This is a genomic window from Lentzea albida, assembly GCF_900111005.1.
GTDB lineage: Bacteria > Actinomycetota > Actinomycetes > Mycobacteriales > Pseudonocardiaceae > Lentzea > Lentzea albida.
Genome location: NZ_FOFV01000001.1, coordinates 708,651 through 725,072, shown reverse-complemented (window position 1 = coordinate 725,072; position 16,422 = coordinate 708,651). Strand labels below are relative to the sequence as shown.

Annotated in this window: 15 protein-coding genes, 1 pseudogene and 1 riboswitch; of the genes and pseudogenes, 8 read left to right on the top strand and 8 right to left on the bottom strand. The window is 70.0% G+C overall.

All coding sequences use genetic code 11. The features are described from left to right. The first annotated feature begins 12 nt into the window (after positions 1-12). From BMY74_RS03645 to BMY74_RS03620, 7 genes and pseudogenes are all read left to right on the top strand, one after another. Positions 13-984 carry a ribose-phosphate diphosphokinase gene (locus BMY74_RS03645; RefSeq protein ID WP_177229580.1) on the top strand — a complete coding sequence of 324 codons (972 nt, stop codon included), beginning with the start codon at positions 13-15 and terminating at the stop codon, positions 982-984. Positions 985-1,855: 871 nt separating this feature from the next. Continuing rightward, complete coding sequence (locus tag BMY74_RS03640) at positions 1,856-2,458, top strand: 50S ribosomal protein L25/general stress protein Ctc (RefSeq protein ID WP_089909246.1); 603 nt, start codon at positions 1,856-1,858, stop codon at positions 2,456-2,458. Further along, a pseudogene (locus BMY74_RS46805) lies at positions 2,455-2,622 on the top strand (DivIVA domain-containing protein); the annotation flags it as partial. The gene BMY74_RS03640 and the pseudogene BMY74_RS46805, both read left to right, overlap by 4 nt. 138 nt (positions 2,623-2,760) lie before the next feature. Next, complete coding sequence (locus tag BMY74_RS46030) at positions 2,761-3,027, top strand: DivIVA domain-containing protein (protein ID WP_245785867.1); 267 nt, start codon at positions 2,761-2,763, stop codon at positions 3,025-3,027. Next, positions 3,017-3,580 (top strand): aminoacyl-tRNA hydrolase, encoded by a 564-nt coding sequence (gene pth / locus BMY74_RS03630; protein ID WP_089909240.1) that lies wholly within the window; start codon positions 3,017-3,019, stop codon positions 3,578-3,580. The genes BMY74_RS46030 and pth overlap by 11 nt, the downstream gene beginning before the upstream one ends. A gap of 35 nt (positions 3,581-3,615) precedes the next feature. Continuing rightward, the gene (locus BMY74_RS03625; RefSeq protein WP_143091431.1) at positions 3,616-3,978 is read left to right on the top strand and encodes a hypothetical protein; all 363 of its coding nucleotides are present in this window, start codon (positions 3,616-3,618) and stop codon (positions 3,976-3,978) included. Beyond that, a complete protein-coding gene (locus BMY74_RS03620) occupies positions 3,968-4,279 on the top strand; it encodes a hypothetical protein (protein WP_143091430.1) in 312 nt (103 codons plus the stop codon). Before BMY74_RS03625 ends, BMY74_RS03620 begins: the two co-directional genes overlap by 11 nt. Here BMY74_RS03620 and BMY74_RS03615 read toward each other — a convergent pair. Then, complete coding sequence (locus BMY74_RS03615; RefSeq protein WP_089909233.1) at positions 4,276-5,889, bottom strand: fatty acyl-AMP ligase; 1,614 nt, start codon at positions 5,887-5,889, stop codon at positions 4,276-4,278. The genes BMY74_RS03620 and BMY74_RS03615 overlap by 4 nt on opposite strands. 100 nt (positions 5,890-5,989) lie before the next feature. On the opposite strand from BMY74_RS03615, the gene BMY74_RS46610 reads away from it, so the two are divergent. Then, complete coding sequence (locus BMY74_RS46610) at positions 5,990-7,330, top strand: DivIVA domain-containing protein (RefSeq protein ID WP_281244943.1); 1,341 nt, start codon at positions 5,990-5,992, stop codon at positions 7,328-7,330. Between the two features lie 43 nt (positions 7,331-7,373). On the opposite strand, the gene BMY74_RS03595 is transcribed toward BMY74_RS46610, so the two are convergent. From BMY74_RS03595 to BMY74_RS46605, 7 genes are all read right to left on the bottom strand, one after another. Beyond that, positions 7,374-9,143: an ABC-F family ATP-binding cassette domain-containing protein gene (locus BMY74_RS03595; RefSeq protein WP_089909230.1), complete on the bottom strand. Its 1,770-nt coding sequence runs from the start codon at positions 9,141-9,143 to the stop codon at positions 7,374-7,376. 67 nt (positions 9,144-9,210) lie between these two features. After that, positions 9,211-10,176, bottom strand: coding sequence for a 4-(cytidine 5'-diphospho)-2-C-methyl-D-erythritol kinase (locus tag BMY74_RS03590; protein ID WP_177229545.1), 966 nt, complete (start codon positions 10,174-10,176; stop codon positions 9,211-9,213). A gap of 54 nt (positions 10,177-10,230) precedes the next feature. Continuing rightward, on the bottom strand, positions 10,231-11,034 hold the full coding sequence (locus BMY74_RS03585; RefSeq protein ID WP_089909227.1) for a MetQ/NlpA family ABC transporter substrate-binding protein: 804 nt from the start codon (positions 11,032-11,034) through the stop codon (positions 10,231-10,233). Positions 11,035-11,061: 27 nt separating this feature from the next. Then, on the bottom strand, positions 11,062-11,745 hold the full coding sequence (locus BMY74_RS03580) for a methionine ABC transporter permease (protein ID WP_089909224.1): 684 nt from the start codon (positions 11,743-11,745) through the stop codon (positions 11,062-11,064). Next, complete coding sequence (locus tag BMY74_RS03575; protein ID WP_089909222.1) at positions 11,742-12,740, bottom strand: methionine ABC transporter ATP-binding protein; 999 nt, start codon at positions 12,738-12,740, stop codon at positions 11,742-11,744. Before BMY74_RS03575 ends, BMY74_RS03580 begins: the two co-directional genes overlap by 4 nt. A gap of 225 nt (positions 12,741-12,965) precedes the next feature. After that, positions 12,966-13,059, bottom strand: a riboswitch (SAM riboswitch). Positions 13,060-13,147: 88 nt separating this feature from the next. After that, on the bottom strand, positions 13,148-13,969 hold the full coding sequence (rsmA, locus tag BMY74_RS03570; RefSeq protein WP_218159517.1) for a 16S rRNA (adenine(1518)-N(6)/adenine(1519)-N(6))-dimethyltransferase RsmA: 822 nt from the start codon (positions 13,967-13,969) through the stop codon (positions 13,148-13,150). Positions 13,970-14,771: 802 nt separating this feature from the next. After that, positions 14,772-16,184: a resuscitation-promoting factor gene (locus BMY74_RS46605; protein ID WP_089909216.1), complete on the bottom strand. Its 1,413-nt coding sequence runs from the start codon at positions 16,182-16,184 to the stop codon at positions 14,772-14,774. Positions 16,185-16,422: the final 238 nt, after the last annotated feature.

Genomic DNA, 16,422 nt, shown 5'->3' with positions numbered 1-16,422 from the left:
GTGAACCCGCAGATGCCCGGCACACCGAAGAAGAACCTGATGCTCTTCGGCGGGCGTGCCTACCCGGAGCTGACGGAAGAGGTCGCGAAGCACCTCAACGTCACGGTGACCCCGCAGTCGGCCTACGACTTCGCGAACGGCGAGATCTTCGTCCGCTTCGAGGAGTCCGTGCGCGGCTGCGACGCCTTCGTCATCCAGTCGCACACCGCGCCCATCAACCAGTGGCTGATGGAACAGCTGATCATGGTCGACGCCCTGAAGCGCGCCAGCGCCAAGCGCATCACGGTGATCATGCCGTTCTACCCGTACAGCCGCCAGGACAAGAAGCACCGCGGCCGCGAACCGATCTCCGCGCGCCTCGTCGCCGACCTGTTCAAGACCGCGGGCGCCGACCGCCTGGTCTCCGTCGACCTGCACACCGCGCAGATCCAGGGCTTCTTCGACGGCCCGGTCGACCACCTGTGGGCCATGCCCCTGCTCGCGGACCACATCCGCGGCAAGTACGCGGGCCACGACATCACCGTCGTCTCCCCCGACTCGGGCCGCACCAAGCTGGCCGAGAAGTGGGCGGACACCCTCGGCGGCACGCCGATCGCGTTCATCCACAAGACCCGCGACCCCCTCCGCCCGAACGAGGTCGTCTCGAACCGCGTCGTCGGCAAGGTCGAGGGCCGCCTCTGCATCGTGATCGACGACATGGTCGACACCGGCGGCACCATCGCGGGCGCCGTGAAGCAGCTGTTGAACGAGGGCGCCTCCGACGTGGTCATCGCCGCGACGCACGGCATCCTCTCGGGCCCGGCCACCCAGCGCCTGCAGGACTCGGGCGCCCGCGAGGTCGTGTTCACCGACACGCTCCCGATCCCGGCCGAGAAGCGCTTCGCGAACATGACCGTCCTCTCGATCGCGCCGCTCCTGGCCCGCGTCATCCAGGAGGTGTTCGAGGACGGCTCGGTCACGAGCCTGTTCGACGGCAACGCCTGACGTTCCCGCTTGCAAGGGGCCTCCCGCAGTCCGCAACGGACGGCGGGAGGCCCCTTCGCTTTGCCGCGACGCCGAAGGCGAGCCGTCCTGAGCACGAGGCCTGGGCGGTGGGGTCCCGTCACGAGTCGCGCCACAGCACTTGCTCCTGGTGCGACTTGTGACGGGACCCCACCGCCAACGCAACCAACAACGCAACAGGCAGCCGCCCTACGCACCAGGCGTGCCATCAGCCTGCCTGCGGCGCCACCCCCGATCAGATTGCCGGGGGTCTGGGGGCAGAGCCCCCAGGGGAAGCACGCAAGGCGACAGGCCGCACGCAAGGTGACCCACGCACAAGCCCGGCCCGCCCAAGCCAGCTCGCACAAGGCCCCGCACGCAACCCGCCACGCCAGCCCGGCCCGCGCAAGCCAAGCCCCACTCAGCAAGCCCAGGCCAACCCGCACAAGCCCCGCCCGCACAAGGCTCCGTGCCCAACCCCGCACACACACCGCCACGCCACCCCAGCCCACCCGCACACGCCCAGGCCAGGCCAGGCCACGCAAGCCACCCCTTCCTCGCCCCAGCCCTCCCTCTCAGCCACACCACGCCCAAGCCCGCCCCACCCACCCCGAACCCAAGCGCCACCGCCCCCAGAACCACCCCAAGCACCCCCGATTGGCCTCCACAACCAGCACTCACCTACACTGGTCGGGTTGCCTCGGCGAGGGCGAGCTCCCCAGCTCGGCGTGATCGACGCGGTGGCTTGATGCCGCGCGTGTTGACCCTATTTCCGCGCTGCTCGCCGCCGCAGGCCACCACCAAGCCTCAACCGCTGAAAACTTGTGCACCGCCCCGACGTACAAGGCCAGACTTGTGTAAGGAGTACCCCACCGTGTCCGAGGTTCGTCTCGCCGCTGAGCAGCGCACCGAATTCGGCAAGGGCGCAGCCCGCCGTACCCGTCGCGCCGGCAAGATCCCCGCGGTCCTCTACGGCCACGGTTCCGACCCGAAGCACCTGGCCCTGCCGGCGCTCGAGTTCGCCCGTGTCGTCCGCGAGCACGGCCAGAACGCCGTCCTCACCCTCGCCCTCGGTGGCGAGAGCGAGCTGGCGCTCACCAAGACCGTCACCACGCACCCCATCAAGAACTACATCGAGCACGTCGACCTGCTGCTCGTGAAGCGCGGCGAGAAGGTCACCGTCGAGGTGCCCCTGGCCATCTCGGGCGAGCCCGCCTCGGGCACGCTGCTGACGCAGGACCTCAGCACGATCCAGATCGAGGCCGACGCGCTCAACATCCCCGAGCAGATCGAGCTGTCGATCGCGGGTCTCGCCGCCGGCACCCAGATCCACGCCAGCGACCTGACGCTGCCCGCGGGTGCCGTCCTGATCACCGACGCCGAGGCTCTGGTCGTCGCCGTCAACGAGGCGCCGTCCGCGGCGCAGCTCGAGGGTGACGACGCGGCCGCCCCGGCCGAGGCCACCGAGGAAGACTGAGCCCCATCACGTCGGGCCGAAACGACGGCGCGTCGCCTCCTCACGAGGGGGGCGGCGCGCCGTCGCAGTACCTGCGCCCGGCCGATGTCCGGTCGAAGACCTTCCGCCGCAAGCGGCAGGGTTACGACCCCGGGCAGGTCAACGAGTTCCTGCAGATCATCGCCGACGCCCTCTCCGGCCGGCTCCGGCTGAACCCGGACCACATCCGCACCGTCAGGTTCGCGGCGGTCCCGAACGGCTACGACCCGCTGAGCGTCGACGGCGTCCTGCACCTGCTGGAGTTCCAGGTCCGCAACGGCATCGTGCCGCCGACGGGCCTGAACAGCGGCGAGGACCTGCGTGCGCGCAAGCTCCCGAAGGCGGGCACCGGCTACGATCGCGCCGAGGTCGACGCCTTCATCGCCCGTGCCGCGGCCAACCTGGACGGCCGCGGCTCGATGACCTCGACCGAGATCCGCAACACCCGGTTCAGCACCACGTCCGGCCTGCTGGGCAAGGGGTACCAGGTGCAGGCCGTCGACACGTTGCTGGACGATCTCGAGCAGGAGTTGCGGTTCCGTGGACGCTGACCTCGCCCTCGTCGTCGGCCTGGGCAACCCAGGCCCCAAGTACGAGGGCAACCGGCACAACATCGGCTTCCTGGTGCTCGACGAACTGGCCGCGCGCATGAGCGGCAAGTTCAAGGCGCACAAGTCGGGCGCCGAGGTCGTCGAGGGCCGTCTCGCGGGCCACCGCGTCGTCCTCGCCAAGCCGCGCAGCTTCATGAACCTCTCCGGCGGCCCCGTCGCGAGCGCCGTGAAGTTCTTCAAGCCCACCACGATCCTCGTGGTCCACGACGAGCTGGACCTGCCGTTCGCCCAGCTGCGCATGAAGCTCGGCGGCGGCGACAACGGCCACAACGGACTCCGCTCCATCACGAAGTCCCTGGGCACCAAGGACTACCACCGCCTCCGTTTCGGCGTCGACCGCCCGTCGGGCCGCCAGGACCCGGCCGACTACGTCCTGAAGGACTTCTCGACCGTCGAGCGCAAGCAGCTCGCCCTGGAGATCGACCGGGCGGCGGACGCGGCGGAGGCCCTCGTCACCAAGGGCCTGGAAGCCGCACAAAACGCTTTCCACTAGCGGCACAATGGACGGCATGACGAACCGAAAGGGCCATGCCGCGTAGGCGCCCGTTGAATGCCCGGCAGCTGCTCCAGCTCCCGGTGAACCCGTACTCCGCGGTCCGGGGCATGTCGTCCCGGCTGCTCGCCGACATCCGCGTCCTCGAGGACGACGATCCAACCCTCTGGCAGGGCTCGGTCGAGCGCGCACTGCGCCTGTGGACCGAGTACCTCCACGACCCGCACCGCCATCTGCGTGCCTTCGGGACCGGCACCCGGTGCGAGCTCTACGAGTGCTGCGGCGACCCGTTGGAGGCACGCCACCTGCTCAGGCGGGCGGCGAACAGGCTTCCCACCCGCACGGCGAAGGAGCTGCGCCGGTTCGTGGCCAGGACCGCCGAACGCCATGCCGCGTAGGCGCCCCCGCCCCGACGTGCTGAAGGGCCTCTCCGGCCGCCTCCTGGCCGATCTGAACCGCCTTGGGCGCATCCGCAACCACCTCGGCCCGTACGACGTCCGGCGAGCGCTGGAGACCTGGACGGCCTGGCAACGCTCCCCGGCGAGCAAACGGTGGCTCGAAGAGCCGTGGGACCACGACCCCTACCCGGACCACGACCCGTTCCACGCCCGTGAGGTCCTCGAAGCCGCCGCCCACGCACTCCCCCGCAGGACCGCGAGGGAGCTGCGCGAACGACTACGGGAACTCGACGAGATCTAGACGAGCGCGGCCGCCGCGGACCGCCGGAGCTTGCCCGACGGCGTCTTCGGCAACGTCCCCGGCGGCTGCACCACCACGGCGAACGGCCGCAGGCCGACGGCGTCGACCACGCGCGCCGTGACCTGCTTGACCAGGTCCTTCTCCGCGTCGGCGTCACCGGCGAGCTTCGACTCCAGCACGACGGCGAACCGTTCGCGCTGGGTGCCGGCGTCCAGCCGCACGGCGACGGCGTTGCCGGGCCGCACGCCCTCGACCGAGCAGGCCGCGCGCTCCACGTCGGTCGGGTAGATGTTCCGCCCGCCCATGATGATGACGTCCTTGCGCCGCCCGCAGACGACGACCTGGCCGTCCTCCACCAGGTATCCGAGGTCCCCGGTGGACAGCCAGCCCTCGGCGTCCTGAGTGGCCAGTGGGCCGTTCACGGTCAGGTAGCCGGGCGTCACGGCCTCGCCGCGGATCTGCAGCTCGCCGACGTCCCGGACGCCCAGCACGGCGCCGTCGTCCGACACGACCCGCAGTTCCAGGCCGGGCAGCGGCGGACCGAGCAACGGGAACGCGCGCCCGCCCTCCGTGGGCACCGCGCGGTGCTTGGACTCCAACGCGTCCGCGTCCACGACGTCCACCGACAGGCCGGTGAACAGGGGCGCGAACGCGACGCCCAGGGTGGTCTCCGCCATCCCGTAGGCCGCGAGGATCGACTCGGGACGCAGTCCGAACCGCGCACCGGCCGTCACGAACGCCTCCACGGCCGCCGGGTCGATCGGCTCGGCGCCGTTCAGGGCCAGCCGCATCGAGGACAGGTCGAACGAGTCGGACGACGAGGCCAGGCGGCGCGCCACGATCGCGTAGGCGAAGTTCGGCGCGGCGGTGATCGTGCCGCGGTGGCGGGTGATCAGGTCGGCCCACAGCGTCGGGCGGGACAGGAAGTCGACGGGCGTGACCTTCACCAGTTCCAGGCCGAACAGCATCGGCACCGTCAGGAAGCCGACCATGCCCATGTCGTGGAACAGCGGCAGCCACGAGATCATGACGTCGGAGGACGGGTCCAGGGCCGCCGCGACGCGCATGCCCTCGGCGTTCGCCATGAGGTTGCGGTGGGTGATGCGCACGGCTTTCGGATCAGCCGTCGATCCACTCGTCAACTGCAGCAGTGCCGTGGCATCCTCGTCGGTGGGAACAGGAGCAGCGATCGGTTCCGCGTCGAGTTCGGAGAGCAGCTTGTAAGGCACTTCGTGCTGGTCCAGGACGGCAGCCAGGGCGTCGAAAGGGCTGCCGAGCAGGACCAGGTGCGAATCGATCATGGCGAGCACCCGCAGCGTGTCCTCGGCCCACTCGGCCAGGTCGGTGCGCGGTGTGGGTTGATGCAACATCGTGACGCTGCCACCACAAAGCCATGCGGCCTGCACGGCTGGGGCGATCACGGCTGGTTCGGCGGCGAGCACGGCGATCGCGGTGCCCGGTGCCACGTCGAGCGCACCGGCCATCCGCCGGGCGCGTTCGTGCACCTCGGCCCACGTCCGGCGGACGGGCGCGGCGGGTTCCCCCGTCGTCATGCCCCTGTCGCTGCCGCTGGAGGCCGTCGCCAGCATCACATCCACGAACTGACTCATGTTCGCGATCGTAGTGGCGGCCTTTGGTCCATCAGGGCGAAACGTTATGCCACGCGAAACGCGATACTCCCCAGTACAGGTACGCAGGAGGAGGTCATTGGTGGATCGGGGCGGTCCCGGAGCGCAGCATCGTCTACCCGCGCATCCGGCTCCTCTGCTCTCCGCGCAGGACGTGGCACTGGTCGCGTTCCACCGTCCCCCGCGTGGTCAGCGCGGGTACGACGCGGCTGAGGTGGACGCGTTCCTCGACAGGGTCGAGGGCACCATGAAGAGCAAGGACATCCTCACGCGCGAGGACGTGCTCAACGTCAGGTTCAGCACGGCGACCCGAGACCCGGGCTACGACGTGAACGAGGTCAACGTCTTCATGGAACTCGTGGCGGACACGCTGCGGTCCACTCCGCAACGGGTGCAGGCCGCCGCGCCGGCGCAGGGAGCGCACGCCACGTCGCAGGCGATGAGACCCGCGGTCAGGTTGTCCCCCGACGACGTCGCCGCCGTGCGCTTCCACAAGCCCAGACCGGGGACCCGCGGCTACCACGAGGGGCAGATCGACGCGTTCCTCGACCGCATCGAGCAGACCCTGCGCGGCAGGGACAACCTGACCGCCCAGCAGGTGCAGGACGCCGTGTTCGGCGAGACCGCCCCCGGCACGTTCGGCTACGACTCCGAGGACGTCGACACGTTCCTCGACCTCGTGGTCCTGATGTTCGAGACCGCGCCGCCGCCGCGCGACCCGGGCCCGCCGACCACGCAGATCCCGCCGCAGCTCCCCCAGCAGCAACAACGCCCGCAGCAGCGCGGCGCCCGGCCGGACCCGCGTCCGCAGCCGCAGCAGCGCCCCCGCAAGGCCCAGCAGCAGCCGCGGACGCCCGCGCAGCAGCCCGCGTCCCAGCAGTCCGTCGACGCGGCGAAGTTCACCGCCGCGGACATCCGCAACATCGCGTTCCACCGCCCTCCGCGCGGCCGCCGCGGCTACCAGGAGTCCCAGGTGGACGCGTTCCTCGACCGCATCGAGGCGACGCTGCTCGGCCAGGACAACCTGACCGCGAAGGACGTCCGCGACATCCGGTTCTCCCGCCCCCTGATCGGCAGGCGCGGGTACGACGAGACCGAGGTCGACGCGTTCCTCGGCCAGATCGAGCAGCAGTTCTCCGGCCCGGTGCGCAGCAGCATGCCGACGGTGAAGTCCTGGAAGGACCTGCGCCAGCTGCGGATCCCGCAGGCGGCGTCCGGCCAGCGCGGCTACCGCACCGCGCAGGTCGACAGGATGCTGGAGGAGATCGGCGTCGCGCTCGACGGCATGCTCGGGGCGACCGCCGACGAGGTCATGAAGGCGCGCTTCAGCTACGCGCTGCTCTCGGGCCAGGGCTACGACACGTCGTTCATCGACGAGCTGTTGCCCCAGCTCGCCGAGGAGCTGCGCCGCCGGGGCAAGTAGCCCCGGCGCGGGCTCGGCCCGGTGCCGCTCAGGCAGGTGCGGTTCAGCCCTCGACGACCTCGGCGGCGGCCATCCACGCGGTCTCCACTTCGGACTCCTCCGCCAGCACGGCCCGCAGCTCGGCGTCGAGCTTGAGCAGCCGGTCGGGCTCGGTCGCGGCCTCGGCCAGCGCCGCGTGCAGCTCGGCTTCCTTCTTGTGCAGCACCTCGAGGCGCCGCTCCAGCCTGGCCAGCTCCTTGCGGGCGGCGCGCTGGTCGGCGGCGTTCGACGGCGCCTTCTCGGCGGCCGGCGCGGCGGTGGACTGCCTGTCGCGCAGCGAGTCCCGGCGCTGCAGGTACTCCTCGATGCCGCCGGGCAGGTCGGTCAGCTTGCCGTCGCCGAAGAGCGCCACGACCTTGTCGCAGACGCGCTCGACGAGGTAGCGGTCGTGGGAGATCACGACGAGCGTGCCGGCCCACGAGTCTAGCAGGTCTTCCAGCTGCTGCAACGTGTCGATGTCGAGGTCGTTGGTCGGCTCGTCGAGCAGCAGCACGTTCGGCTCGGCCATCAGCAGCCGGCACAGCTGCAGGCGCCGCCGCTCGCCACCGGACAGGTCCGAGACGGGCGTCCACTGCTTCTGCGACGAGAACCCGAAGCGCTCGCCCAGCTGCGAGGCCGACATCTCGTACTTGCCGAGCACGACGCGGCGCGCGACCTCCTCGATGGCCTCCAGCACGCGCATCGACCCGTTGAGGTCGAGCAGCTCCTGCGAGAGGTGCGCGATCTTGACCGTCGCGCCCTGGATCCGCTTGCCCGACTCGGTTTCCCGCTCTCCGGCCAGCAGGCGGAGCAACGTCGTCTTGCCCGATCCGTTGACGCCGACGAGCCCGATCCGCTCACCGGGACCGATCCGCCACGTCAGGTCCTGCACCAGCACGCGGTCCGGAATGGACAGCGTGGCGTCCTCGAGCTCGATCACCGTGCGGCCCAGGCGCTTCTTGGCGAACGCCAGCAGCTCCACGTTGTCCCGCAGCGGTGGCACGTCCGCGATCAGGGCCTCGGCGGCCTCGATGCGGTAGCGCGGCTTCGAGGTGCGGGCGGGCGCGCCGCGGCGCAGCCACGCGAGCTCCTTGCGCGCCAGGTTCTGCCGCTTCTCCTCCGCCGCGTCCGCGAGCCGCTGCCGCTCGGCGCGCGCGAAGATCCAGTCGGCGTAGCCGCCCTCGTACTGCTCGACCTTGCCCAGCACCACTTCCCACGTGCGGTTGCAGACCGTGTCGAGGAACCACCTGTCGTGCGTGACGACGACGAGCGCGCACTTGCGGGCCAGCAGGTGCTCCGCGAGCCACCGCACGCCCTCGACGTCGAGGTGGTTCGTCGGCTCGTCGAGCACGAGGAGCTCGAGGTCCTGGATCAGCGCGGCCGCCAGTGCGACGCGGCGGCGCTCGCCACCGGACATCGTGGAGACCACGGAGTCGAGGCCCAGCGCCGTGATCCCGAGTCCGTCCAAAATGGACCGGACGCGGGCGTCGGACGCCCACTCGTGCTCCGCGTCGAACCCGAGCGGGTCGATCACCGCGTTGCGCACGGTCGAGCCCTCGGGCAGCTCCGTCCGCTGCGTCACGACGGCCATCCGCAGGTCGCGCGACCGCGACACGCGGCCGTCGTCGGCGGGCTCCACCCCGGCCAGCACCTCGAGCAGCGTCGTCTTGCCGCCGCCGTTCAGGCCGACGACGCCGATGCGGTCGCCCTCGTTGACGCCGAGCGACACGCGGTCGAGCAACGGCCGGACGCCGAACGACTTCGACACGGACTCCAGGTTGACCAGGTTGGCCATCAAAACCTCACGACTAGTAAGAAACTGCCCGGTGCAGGCTACCCAGGCGGGCCAAATCCCCCGACGGCTACGCGTGGACCTCGGGAGGGGTGGGCTTGGGCTCTTCAGTCGTGATCACGCGCGCTCCGGGCACCGGCCCGTGCGCCACGCGAACCGTCCGGCACACGCCGGCGCCGGCCAGTTCGGCGGCCACCTTCACCGCCGCGTCGCCGTCCTCGCACAGGAACGCCGTCGTGGGGCCGGAACCGGACACGATGCCGGCCAGCGCGCCCGCGTCGACACCCGCGCGCAGCGTCCGGCGCAGGTTCGGGCGCAGGGACACGGCCGCCGCCTGGAGGTCGTTGCCCAGCAGCAGGGCGAGCTGCCTCGGGTCGCCGGAGGACAGGCCCTCCAGCACGGCCTCGACCTCGCCCACGCGGGGCGGGTCGCCCTCGGCGCGCAGGCGGTCCAGCTCGTCGAAGACGTCCGGAGTGGACAGTCCGCGGCGGTCGAACGCCAGCACCCAGTGGAACTGGTGGCGGCCGAGCACGGGCACGATCCGCTCGCCGCGGCCGGTGCCGAGGGCGGTCGCGCCGTAGAGGGCGAAGGGGACGTCCGCGCCGAGCTTCCCGGCCAGTTCGGCCAGCTCGTCACGGCTGATGTCGAGGCGCCACAACGACGACAGGCCGACCAGCGCCGCCGCCGCGTCCGCGCTGCCGCCCGCCATGCCGCCCGCGACCGGGATGGCCTTGCGGATGACGACGCGGACCTTGGGGTCGTCCGCGTCCCTGCCGACGTGCGCGGCGAGCAGCTGGACGGCGCGCCACGCGAGGTTCGAGGCACCGGTGGGCACCTGGTCGGCGCCCTCGCCGTGGACCTCGACGCCTGGCTCGTCGGCGACCGCGACCGTGACCTCGTCGACCAGCGACAGCGCCTGGAAGACCGTCACCAGGTCGTGGTAACCGTCCGGGCGCACGTCACCCACGGCCAGGTGCAGGTTGACCTTGGCCGGGACGCGAACTGTGACCGGGGGAGGAACGACTGCGAGCACCATGTCAGCCTACGGGCGTTCTCGGGTTCCGGACTCCTCCCCCGGTCGCAGTCGCGCTCAGACAGGGATGACCGAACCGTTGTACTTCTGCTTGATGTAGTCCTTGACCTGCTGCGACGCGAGGAGCTCCGCCAGGTCCCTGATGCGCTTGTCGTCCTTGAGCTCGGTGCGGGTGACCAGGCCGTTCGCGTTCGGGTTGTTCTCGGCCTTCTCCAGCGCGAGCGAGTCGGTGGCCGGCTTGAGGCCCGCGTCGATGGCGTAGTTGCCGTTGATGACCGACGCGTCGGTGTCCTCCAGCGAACGCGGCAGCTGAGCGGCCTCCAGGGGCACGAACTGCAGGTTCTTGGGGTTCTCCGCCAGGTCGCGCACGGTGGGCTGGTCCACGGCCTTGAGCTTGATCAGACCGTTCGCCTCCAGCAGCTTCAGGCCGCGGGCCTCGTTCGTCGCGTCGTTGGCGACGGCGATCTTGGCACCGTTCGGCAGCTCGTCGAGCTTCTTGGCCTTCTTCGAGTAGAGGCCGAGCGGCTCGACGTGGACGGGCTGGACCCACTCCACCTTCGCGCCGGACTCCTTGGTGAACGTCTCCAAGTACGGGACGGTCTGGAAGTAGTTGGCGTCGAGCGACCCGTCGACCAGCGCCGTGTTCGGCTGCACGTAGTCGGTGAACTCGACGACCTCGATCTTGAGACCCTTCGACGAGGCGAGGTCGTTCGCCACGTACTTGAGGATCTCGGCGTGCGGGACCGGCGAGACGCCGACCTTCAGCGTGTCGGAGGCGCTGCTCGCACCACCCGACGAGCAGGCGGACAGAGCAGTCAAACCGGTCAAAGCGACTGCGATCAGGGCAGCACGAATACGCATGACGTTCCTTTTGAGAATTGCTACGGGTCAGACGGAGGCGTGCCGGCGCCGGTCGAAGGCGCGGGCGGCACGGGTGAAACCGAGTTGGATCACGGTGGTGAGCACGGCGAGCCACGCCACGGTGCTCCACAGGATCCGGTCGTTGAAGCGCTGGTAGCCCTCGCGGATCGCCAGGTCGCCGAGGCCACCGCCGCCGATCACGCCGGCCATCGCCGAGTACCCGATGAGGGCGATCACGGTGACGCCGATGGCGTTGATCAGCGCGGGCAGCGACTCGCGGATCAGCACGCTCTTGACGATCTTGAGGGTCGAGGCGCCGGTCGTGATCGCGGCTTCCACCACGGTCACGTGCACCTCGGACAGGATGTTCTGCACCAGCCTGCCCACGAACGGGATCGCTCCCACGGCCAGCGGCACGATGACCGCCGTGCTGCCGATCGAGCCGCCGACGATCAGGCGGGTGACCGACGTGAGAGCGACGAGCAGCACGATGAACGGCATCGAGCGGCCCAGGTCGGTGACGAAGCTCAGGATCCTGTGCACCGCGGCGTTCGGCCGCAGCCCGCCCTTGGCGGTGAGCTGCAGCCAAACACCCACGGGAACGCCCAGCAGTGTTGCGATGACAGTGGAGACGCCGACCATGTACAGCGTTTCTCCGGTGGCCTCGACGAGATACGCGATCACGTCGGACCAGGGTGTTGCAGACCTCACGCAGCTACTCCCTGTGGCCCCTTCAGGGACCTCTGCACAGCGCCGCCGGCCTCGCCGATCCACTCGAGAGCGGAGTCGGAGCGTTCGCCGTTCAGCCCCAGGCGGAAGCGCGCGACCGGGGTCTCCCCGAGACGCGTCAGGCCACCGCCGACGATGTTCAGTTCCACGCCGAACCGGTGCGCGGCCTCGGGCAGCAGCGCCCCGACCGCGGCGAACCCGACGAGCACGACGTCCGCGACGCGGTCGTAGCTGCTCTCGTTGATCGGGTTCAGGTCGACCGCGGGCAGCAGCGCACTGCTCGTGCGGCTCACCGGGTTGTTGACCAGGTCGAGGACCTTGCCGTGTTCGACGACGCGCCCCTGCTCCAGCACGGCGACGTCGTCGCAGATCTTCCGGACCACGCCCATGTCGTGCGTGACGACGAGGACGGTCACACCGAGCTCAGCGCGCGCACGGTCGAGCACGGTCAGCACGGAACCGGTGGTCTCCGGGTCCAGCGCGGACGTCGGCTCGTCGGCGAGCAGCACGGACGGGTTGGCGGCGAGGGCACGCGCCACGGCGATGCGCTGGCGCTGCCCGCCGGACAGCTGGTCGGGGTACGCGGCGGCCTTGTCGGTGAGCCCGACGAGGTCGAGCAGCTCGCCGACCCTCGTCCGCCGCTGCGGTCCGGGGACTCCCGCGCTCTCGAGCGGCAGCGCGATGTTGCCGGCCGCCGTGCGCTGGCGGAGGAGCGAATCCCCTTGCGGCACAACGCCGATCTGCCGACGAGCAGCCCTGAGGGCCGACCCGTCGAGGCTCGTGATGTCGGTGCCGTCGACGCGGATCGCCCCGGAGTCGGGACGCTCCAGCAGCGCGACGCAGCGGGCGAGAGTGGACTTGCCGGCACCGCTCGGGCCGACGACACCGAGCACGGTGCCGGCCTCGACGTCGAGGGTCACGCCGTTGAGGGCGCTGACACCCTGGAAGGACTTGGTGAGGTTTTCGACAGTGATCACTTCTGCTCCACGGCTGCGCGCGACGGCACCTCGTCCGGTCTGTGAACCGGACGTGCGCGGTCGAGGGTTGCTGCTCAGGTGTGTGCGCCACTCTTCGTTCGAGTGCGCGTCAAAGGACTTTGAGAAGGCGCCTTAGACGAGGTGGCGACGACATGCAGAAGCGGTGCGACGGCACTGGTCGACAACTCGACGGCGCGTCAGCATTCGCACGGTACCCATGGTGCTCCTCCATCGGTCCTGGCGTTAGCACCTGCCCGCATCCAGCGGGTGGTTGCTGCGACGTCGTAGAGCCAGGTCTCTCAGTCGCTCCGGATGGCAAGTAGCAGTCAACCGGACGGACGTTCGGTTGCGCAAGCCAGATTCGGATTCGTTCGACAGATCACACTGATGGCCGAAGGATCCCCGGCCTAGACCTCCGCAATCCGGATGAAGTCGATCACGCTGAGCTGCTCCCCCCGCAACTGCGGGTCGACACCGGCCTTCTCGAGCAGTCCGTCGACGTTCGCGGTGTGTGCTTTGAGAGCAGCCCTGAGGGTCTTGCGGCGCTGCGCGAAGGCGGCGTCCACGATCTTGAAGAGCTTACTGCGATCCACAGTGGACAAAGGCTTCTCGTGGCGCTGGAACGAAACCAGCCCCGAATCGACGTTGGGCGCGGGCCAGAACACGTTCTTGCCGATCGCGCCGGCCTTCTTCGCCTCGGCGTACCAGGCGAGCTTCACGCTGGGGACGCCGTAGATCTTGTTGCCGGGCTTCGCGGCCATCCGGTCGGCCACCTCCGCCTGCACCATCACCAGCCCCTTCTGGAGGCTGGGGAGCTCGGCCAGGAGGTGGAGGACCACCGGCACCGCCACGTTGTAGGGCAGGTTGGCGACGATCGCGGTGGGCTGGACCGGCAGGTCTTCTTGGGTGACTTTCATGGCGTCCTTGAGGACGACGTGGAGCTTGTGGGCGTTCTCCGGGTCCATCTCTTGGACGGTCTGCGGGAGCCTTCGTGCCAGCGGGGGGTCGATTTCCACGGCCACCACCTGGCTGGCGCTCGGGAGGAGGGCGAGGGTCAGGGAGCCCAGGCCTGGGCCCACCTCCAGGACGACGTCGTCTTCGGTGAGCTCGGCCGCGGTGACGATCTTGCGGACGGTGTTGGGGTCGTGGACGAAGTTCTGGCCCAGTTTCTTGGTGGGGCGGATGTCCAGCTCTGCGGCTAGACGGCGGACTTCGGCAGGACCCAGCAGGCTCACCCGGGCATTCTCGCAGGCCTGGTGGTGGGTGGGGTGGGTGGCACCTACCGTGGGGTTTGACGAGCCGGGTCATTTCATCGCCGCTTCGCGACGATCGCGATTGGGGCTTGACTTCGGGGCCCTTGCGAGGCCTTTCTCGGCCTAATAAAGGCCGGTCTGTGAAGCCCGGCCGAGTGGTCAAGTCTAAGGCCTCGCACCCAAAGTCAAGCCCCAATCGCCGTCGGGGTTGGGTCGTTACCGCTGTTCAGACCCGTGGAGGTAGGGGCGGCTCGGCTTCGCCATTGCGTTGGGCGGTGGGGTGGCTTGCCTTCGGCTTCGCCCTGGCCTGGGCGGTCTCACGTCTGATCTGGGCGGTCTCACCCGTGCCGCGCCGCGATCCGCCCCACCAGCCTGCGCGCCTCACCCCTGCTGCGCCGCACCTCTCCAGCCCTGCCGCGCTTCGATCCCCGCCACGCTCCGCCTCACCAGGTCCGCGCGCCCCACCCTGCCGCGCTCCGCCTCACTCAGCCTCGCCGCACCTCAACCCCCGCCAAGCCGCAGCTTCACCCAGCCTTGCCACGCCTCGGCCCCTGCCGCGCTCCCACCTCGCCCCCACCCTGCCGCGGCCTCGCCCACGCCCCACCGGGGTGCCGACACGCCTGCCGCGCGCCACCGTGGCGGGTGCGCTCCCCCAGCAGCCCGCCCCAGACGCGTCCCAGCCCTCCAACCCACCGGACTTCCCGCCCGGCGGCCCCCGGACACGACGAAGGCCGCCCCTGGCGGTCCAGGAGCGGCCTCTGTCGGGGACGGAGAGGGTTTACGGCAGGCCGAGCTTCGCGCGGCAGCCCGGCCACGCCGAGTACGTGCCGCCGCGGCCGTCGCGGAGCTTGGTGGCGATGGCGATCTGCTGCTCGCGGGTGGCCTGGTGCGGGAGCTGGGCGTAGGCGGTGCCGCCGTAGGCGGCCCAGGTGCTCGCGTTGAACTGGAGGCCGCCGTAGTAGCCGTTTCCGGTGTTGATGGCCCAGTTGCCGCCCGCCTCGCACTTGGCCAGGCGGTCCCACACCTCGCCGTCGGGGAGGGGCTTGGTGCCGACCGTGATCTTCTTCGGCTTCGGCTCCTTGGTGACCTTGCTGCTCAGCTTCTCGCGGCTGATCTCCTTGCCGTTCTTCACGGTCACGCGGTACTGGGAGATCTGCTCGCCGGGGGCGCCGGGGTCGGTGACCTTCTGCTCGCCCGCGTTCATGTTCGGGTCGTTGGTCTTCTCGACCGGCGGGGCGACCGGCTCGTTCACGTTGATGACCGTGACGCCGGTGCGGGAGATGTAGACCTCGGCGCCGGTCGCGATCTTGACGTCCGTGCCGGACGAGACGGCGTCCTCCGGGCCGAGGGTGAGGTTCTCGGCCTTGAGGAGCTCGTCGACGGTCAGGGCGGTGGTCTTGATCTCGCGGACCGGGTTCGCGCCGTCGAACAGCTTGACGAGCTTGCTGGTCTTGACCTCGAGGTTCATGCCCTCGAGCGGGATGTCCTGCGAACCGGGCGCGGACATCCAGGCGCCTTCGAGGTTCACGCCGAGCTGCTTCGCGGCTTCCTCGACGGTGATCGAGCGGACCCAGTCCTCGCGGGCCTGGCCGTCGACGCTCGTCTTGAGCAGGCGGCCGCGGTCGAGGCTGATCTTGCCGCCGTCGGAGATCGGGGCGTTCAGCGACGGGGACAGGGCGTCGTGCTCACCGACGACGATGCCTTCCTCCGCCAGGACCTCGCCGACCGTGCCCTCGTAGGAGTGGACGGTCTGCAGCGCTCCGTCGACCTCGACTGTCAGCGACTTGTCCATCGCCATCGCGGTCACGCCGCCGCCGGAGATCGACACGAGCACCGCGGCGACCGCGCCCTTGAGGAAGCGGCGCTTCCACGTCGAGGCGGCCTTGACGAGGACCTGCGGGTCGCGCTTCTCCTCTTCCTCCGACGGGAGGACGAGGGGCGGCATGATCGTCGTCTCGGCGTTGATGAGACGGATCAGCTCGTCGACGTCGACGTTGGCCGAGGCGAGCAGGTCGTCCGCGTCCGGGCCGAGCACCTCGAGCACGTCCGCCGGCGTGATGGTCAGCGCGCCGGGGGGAAAGCTCGGGTGGGGATCGGCAACGCCCACCGCGGTGCCGCCGACCGGCGTGAACCAGTCGGTGTCCTCGTTGAAGTCGTACGACGCGGCGGCAGTTCTGTCGCTACCGGACATCAGGGTCGATACCTCCATTGCGGAAGCTTTGAGGCCACCGCACAGTTGGCGTTGACAAGATCATTCGAGTTGGAGCTCGAAGGTTCCCGGCAACTCCTCCTACGTGGTCTCGCTTCTTCGCGCTTCTGGCTTCGGTCCCGCCCCGACTGCGGGCGTGCTCCGAACCGACAACGTCGGCTCTGGTGGCACGGTCACGGGACAGTAACGGGGCGAAGCACGTTGCGCAAACACCCCCACC

Coding starts and splice junctions, on each gene's coding strand:
- BMY74_RS03645 (WP_177229580.1), top strand. CDS start 13: ATGCCCGGCACACCGAAGAAGAACCTGATGCTCTTCGGCGGGCGTGCC.
- BMY74_RS03625 (WP_143091431.1), top strand. CDS start 3,616: ATGCCGCGTAGGCGCCCGTTGAATGCCCGGCAGCTGCTCCAGCTCCCG.
- BMY74_RS03620 (WP_143091430.1), top strand. CDS start 3,968: ATGCCGCGTAGGCGCCCCCGCCCCGACGTGCTGAAGGGCCTCTCCGGC.
- BMY74_RS03615 (WP_089909233.1), bottom strand. CDS start 5,889: ATGAGTCAGTTCGTGGATGTGATGCTGGCGACGGCCTCCAGCGGCAGC.
- BMY74_RS03595 (WP_089909230.1), bottom strand. CDS start 9,143: ATGGCCAACCTGGTCAACCTGGAGTCCGTGTCGAAGTCGTTCGGCGTC.
- BMY74_RS03590 (WP_177229545.1), bottom strand. CDS start 10,176: ATGGTGCTCGCAGTCGTTCCTCCCCCGGTCACAGTTCGCGTCCCGGCC.
- BMY74_RS03585 (WP_089909227.1), bottom strand. CDS start 11,034: ATGCGTATTCGTGCTGCCCTGATCGCAGTCGCTTTGACCGGTTTGACT.
- BMY74_RS46605 (WP_089909216.1), bottom strand. CDS start 16,184: ATGTCCGGTAGCGACAGAACTGCCGCCGCGTCGTACGACTTCAACGAG.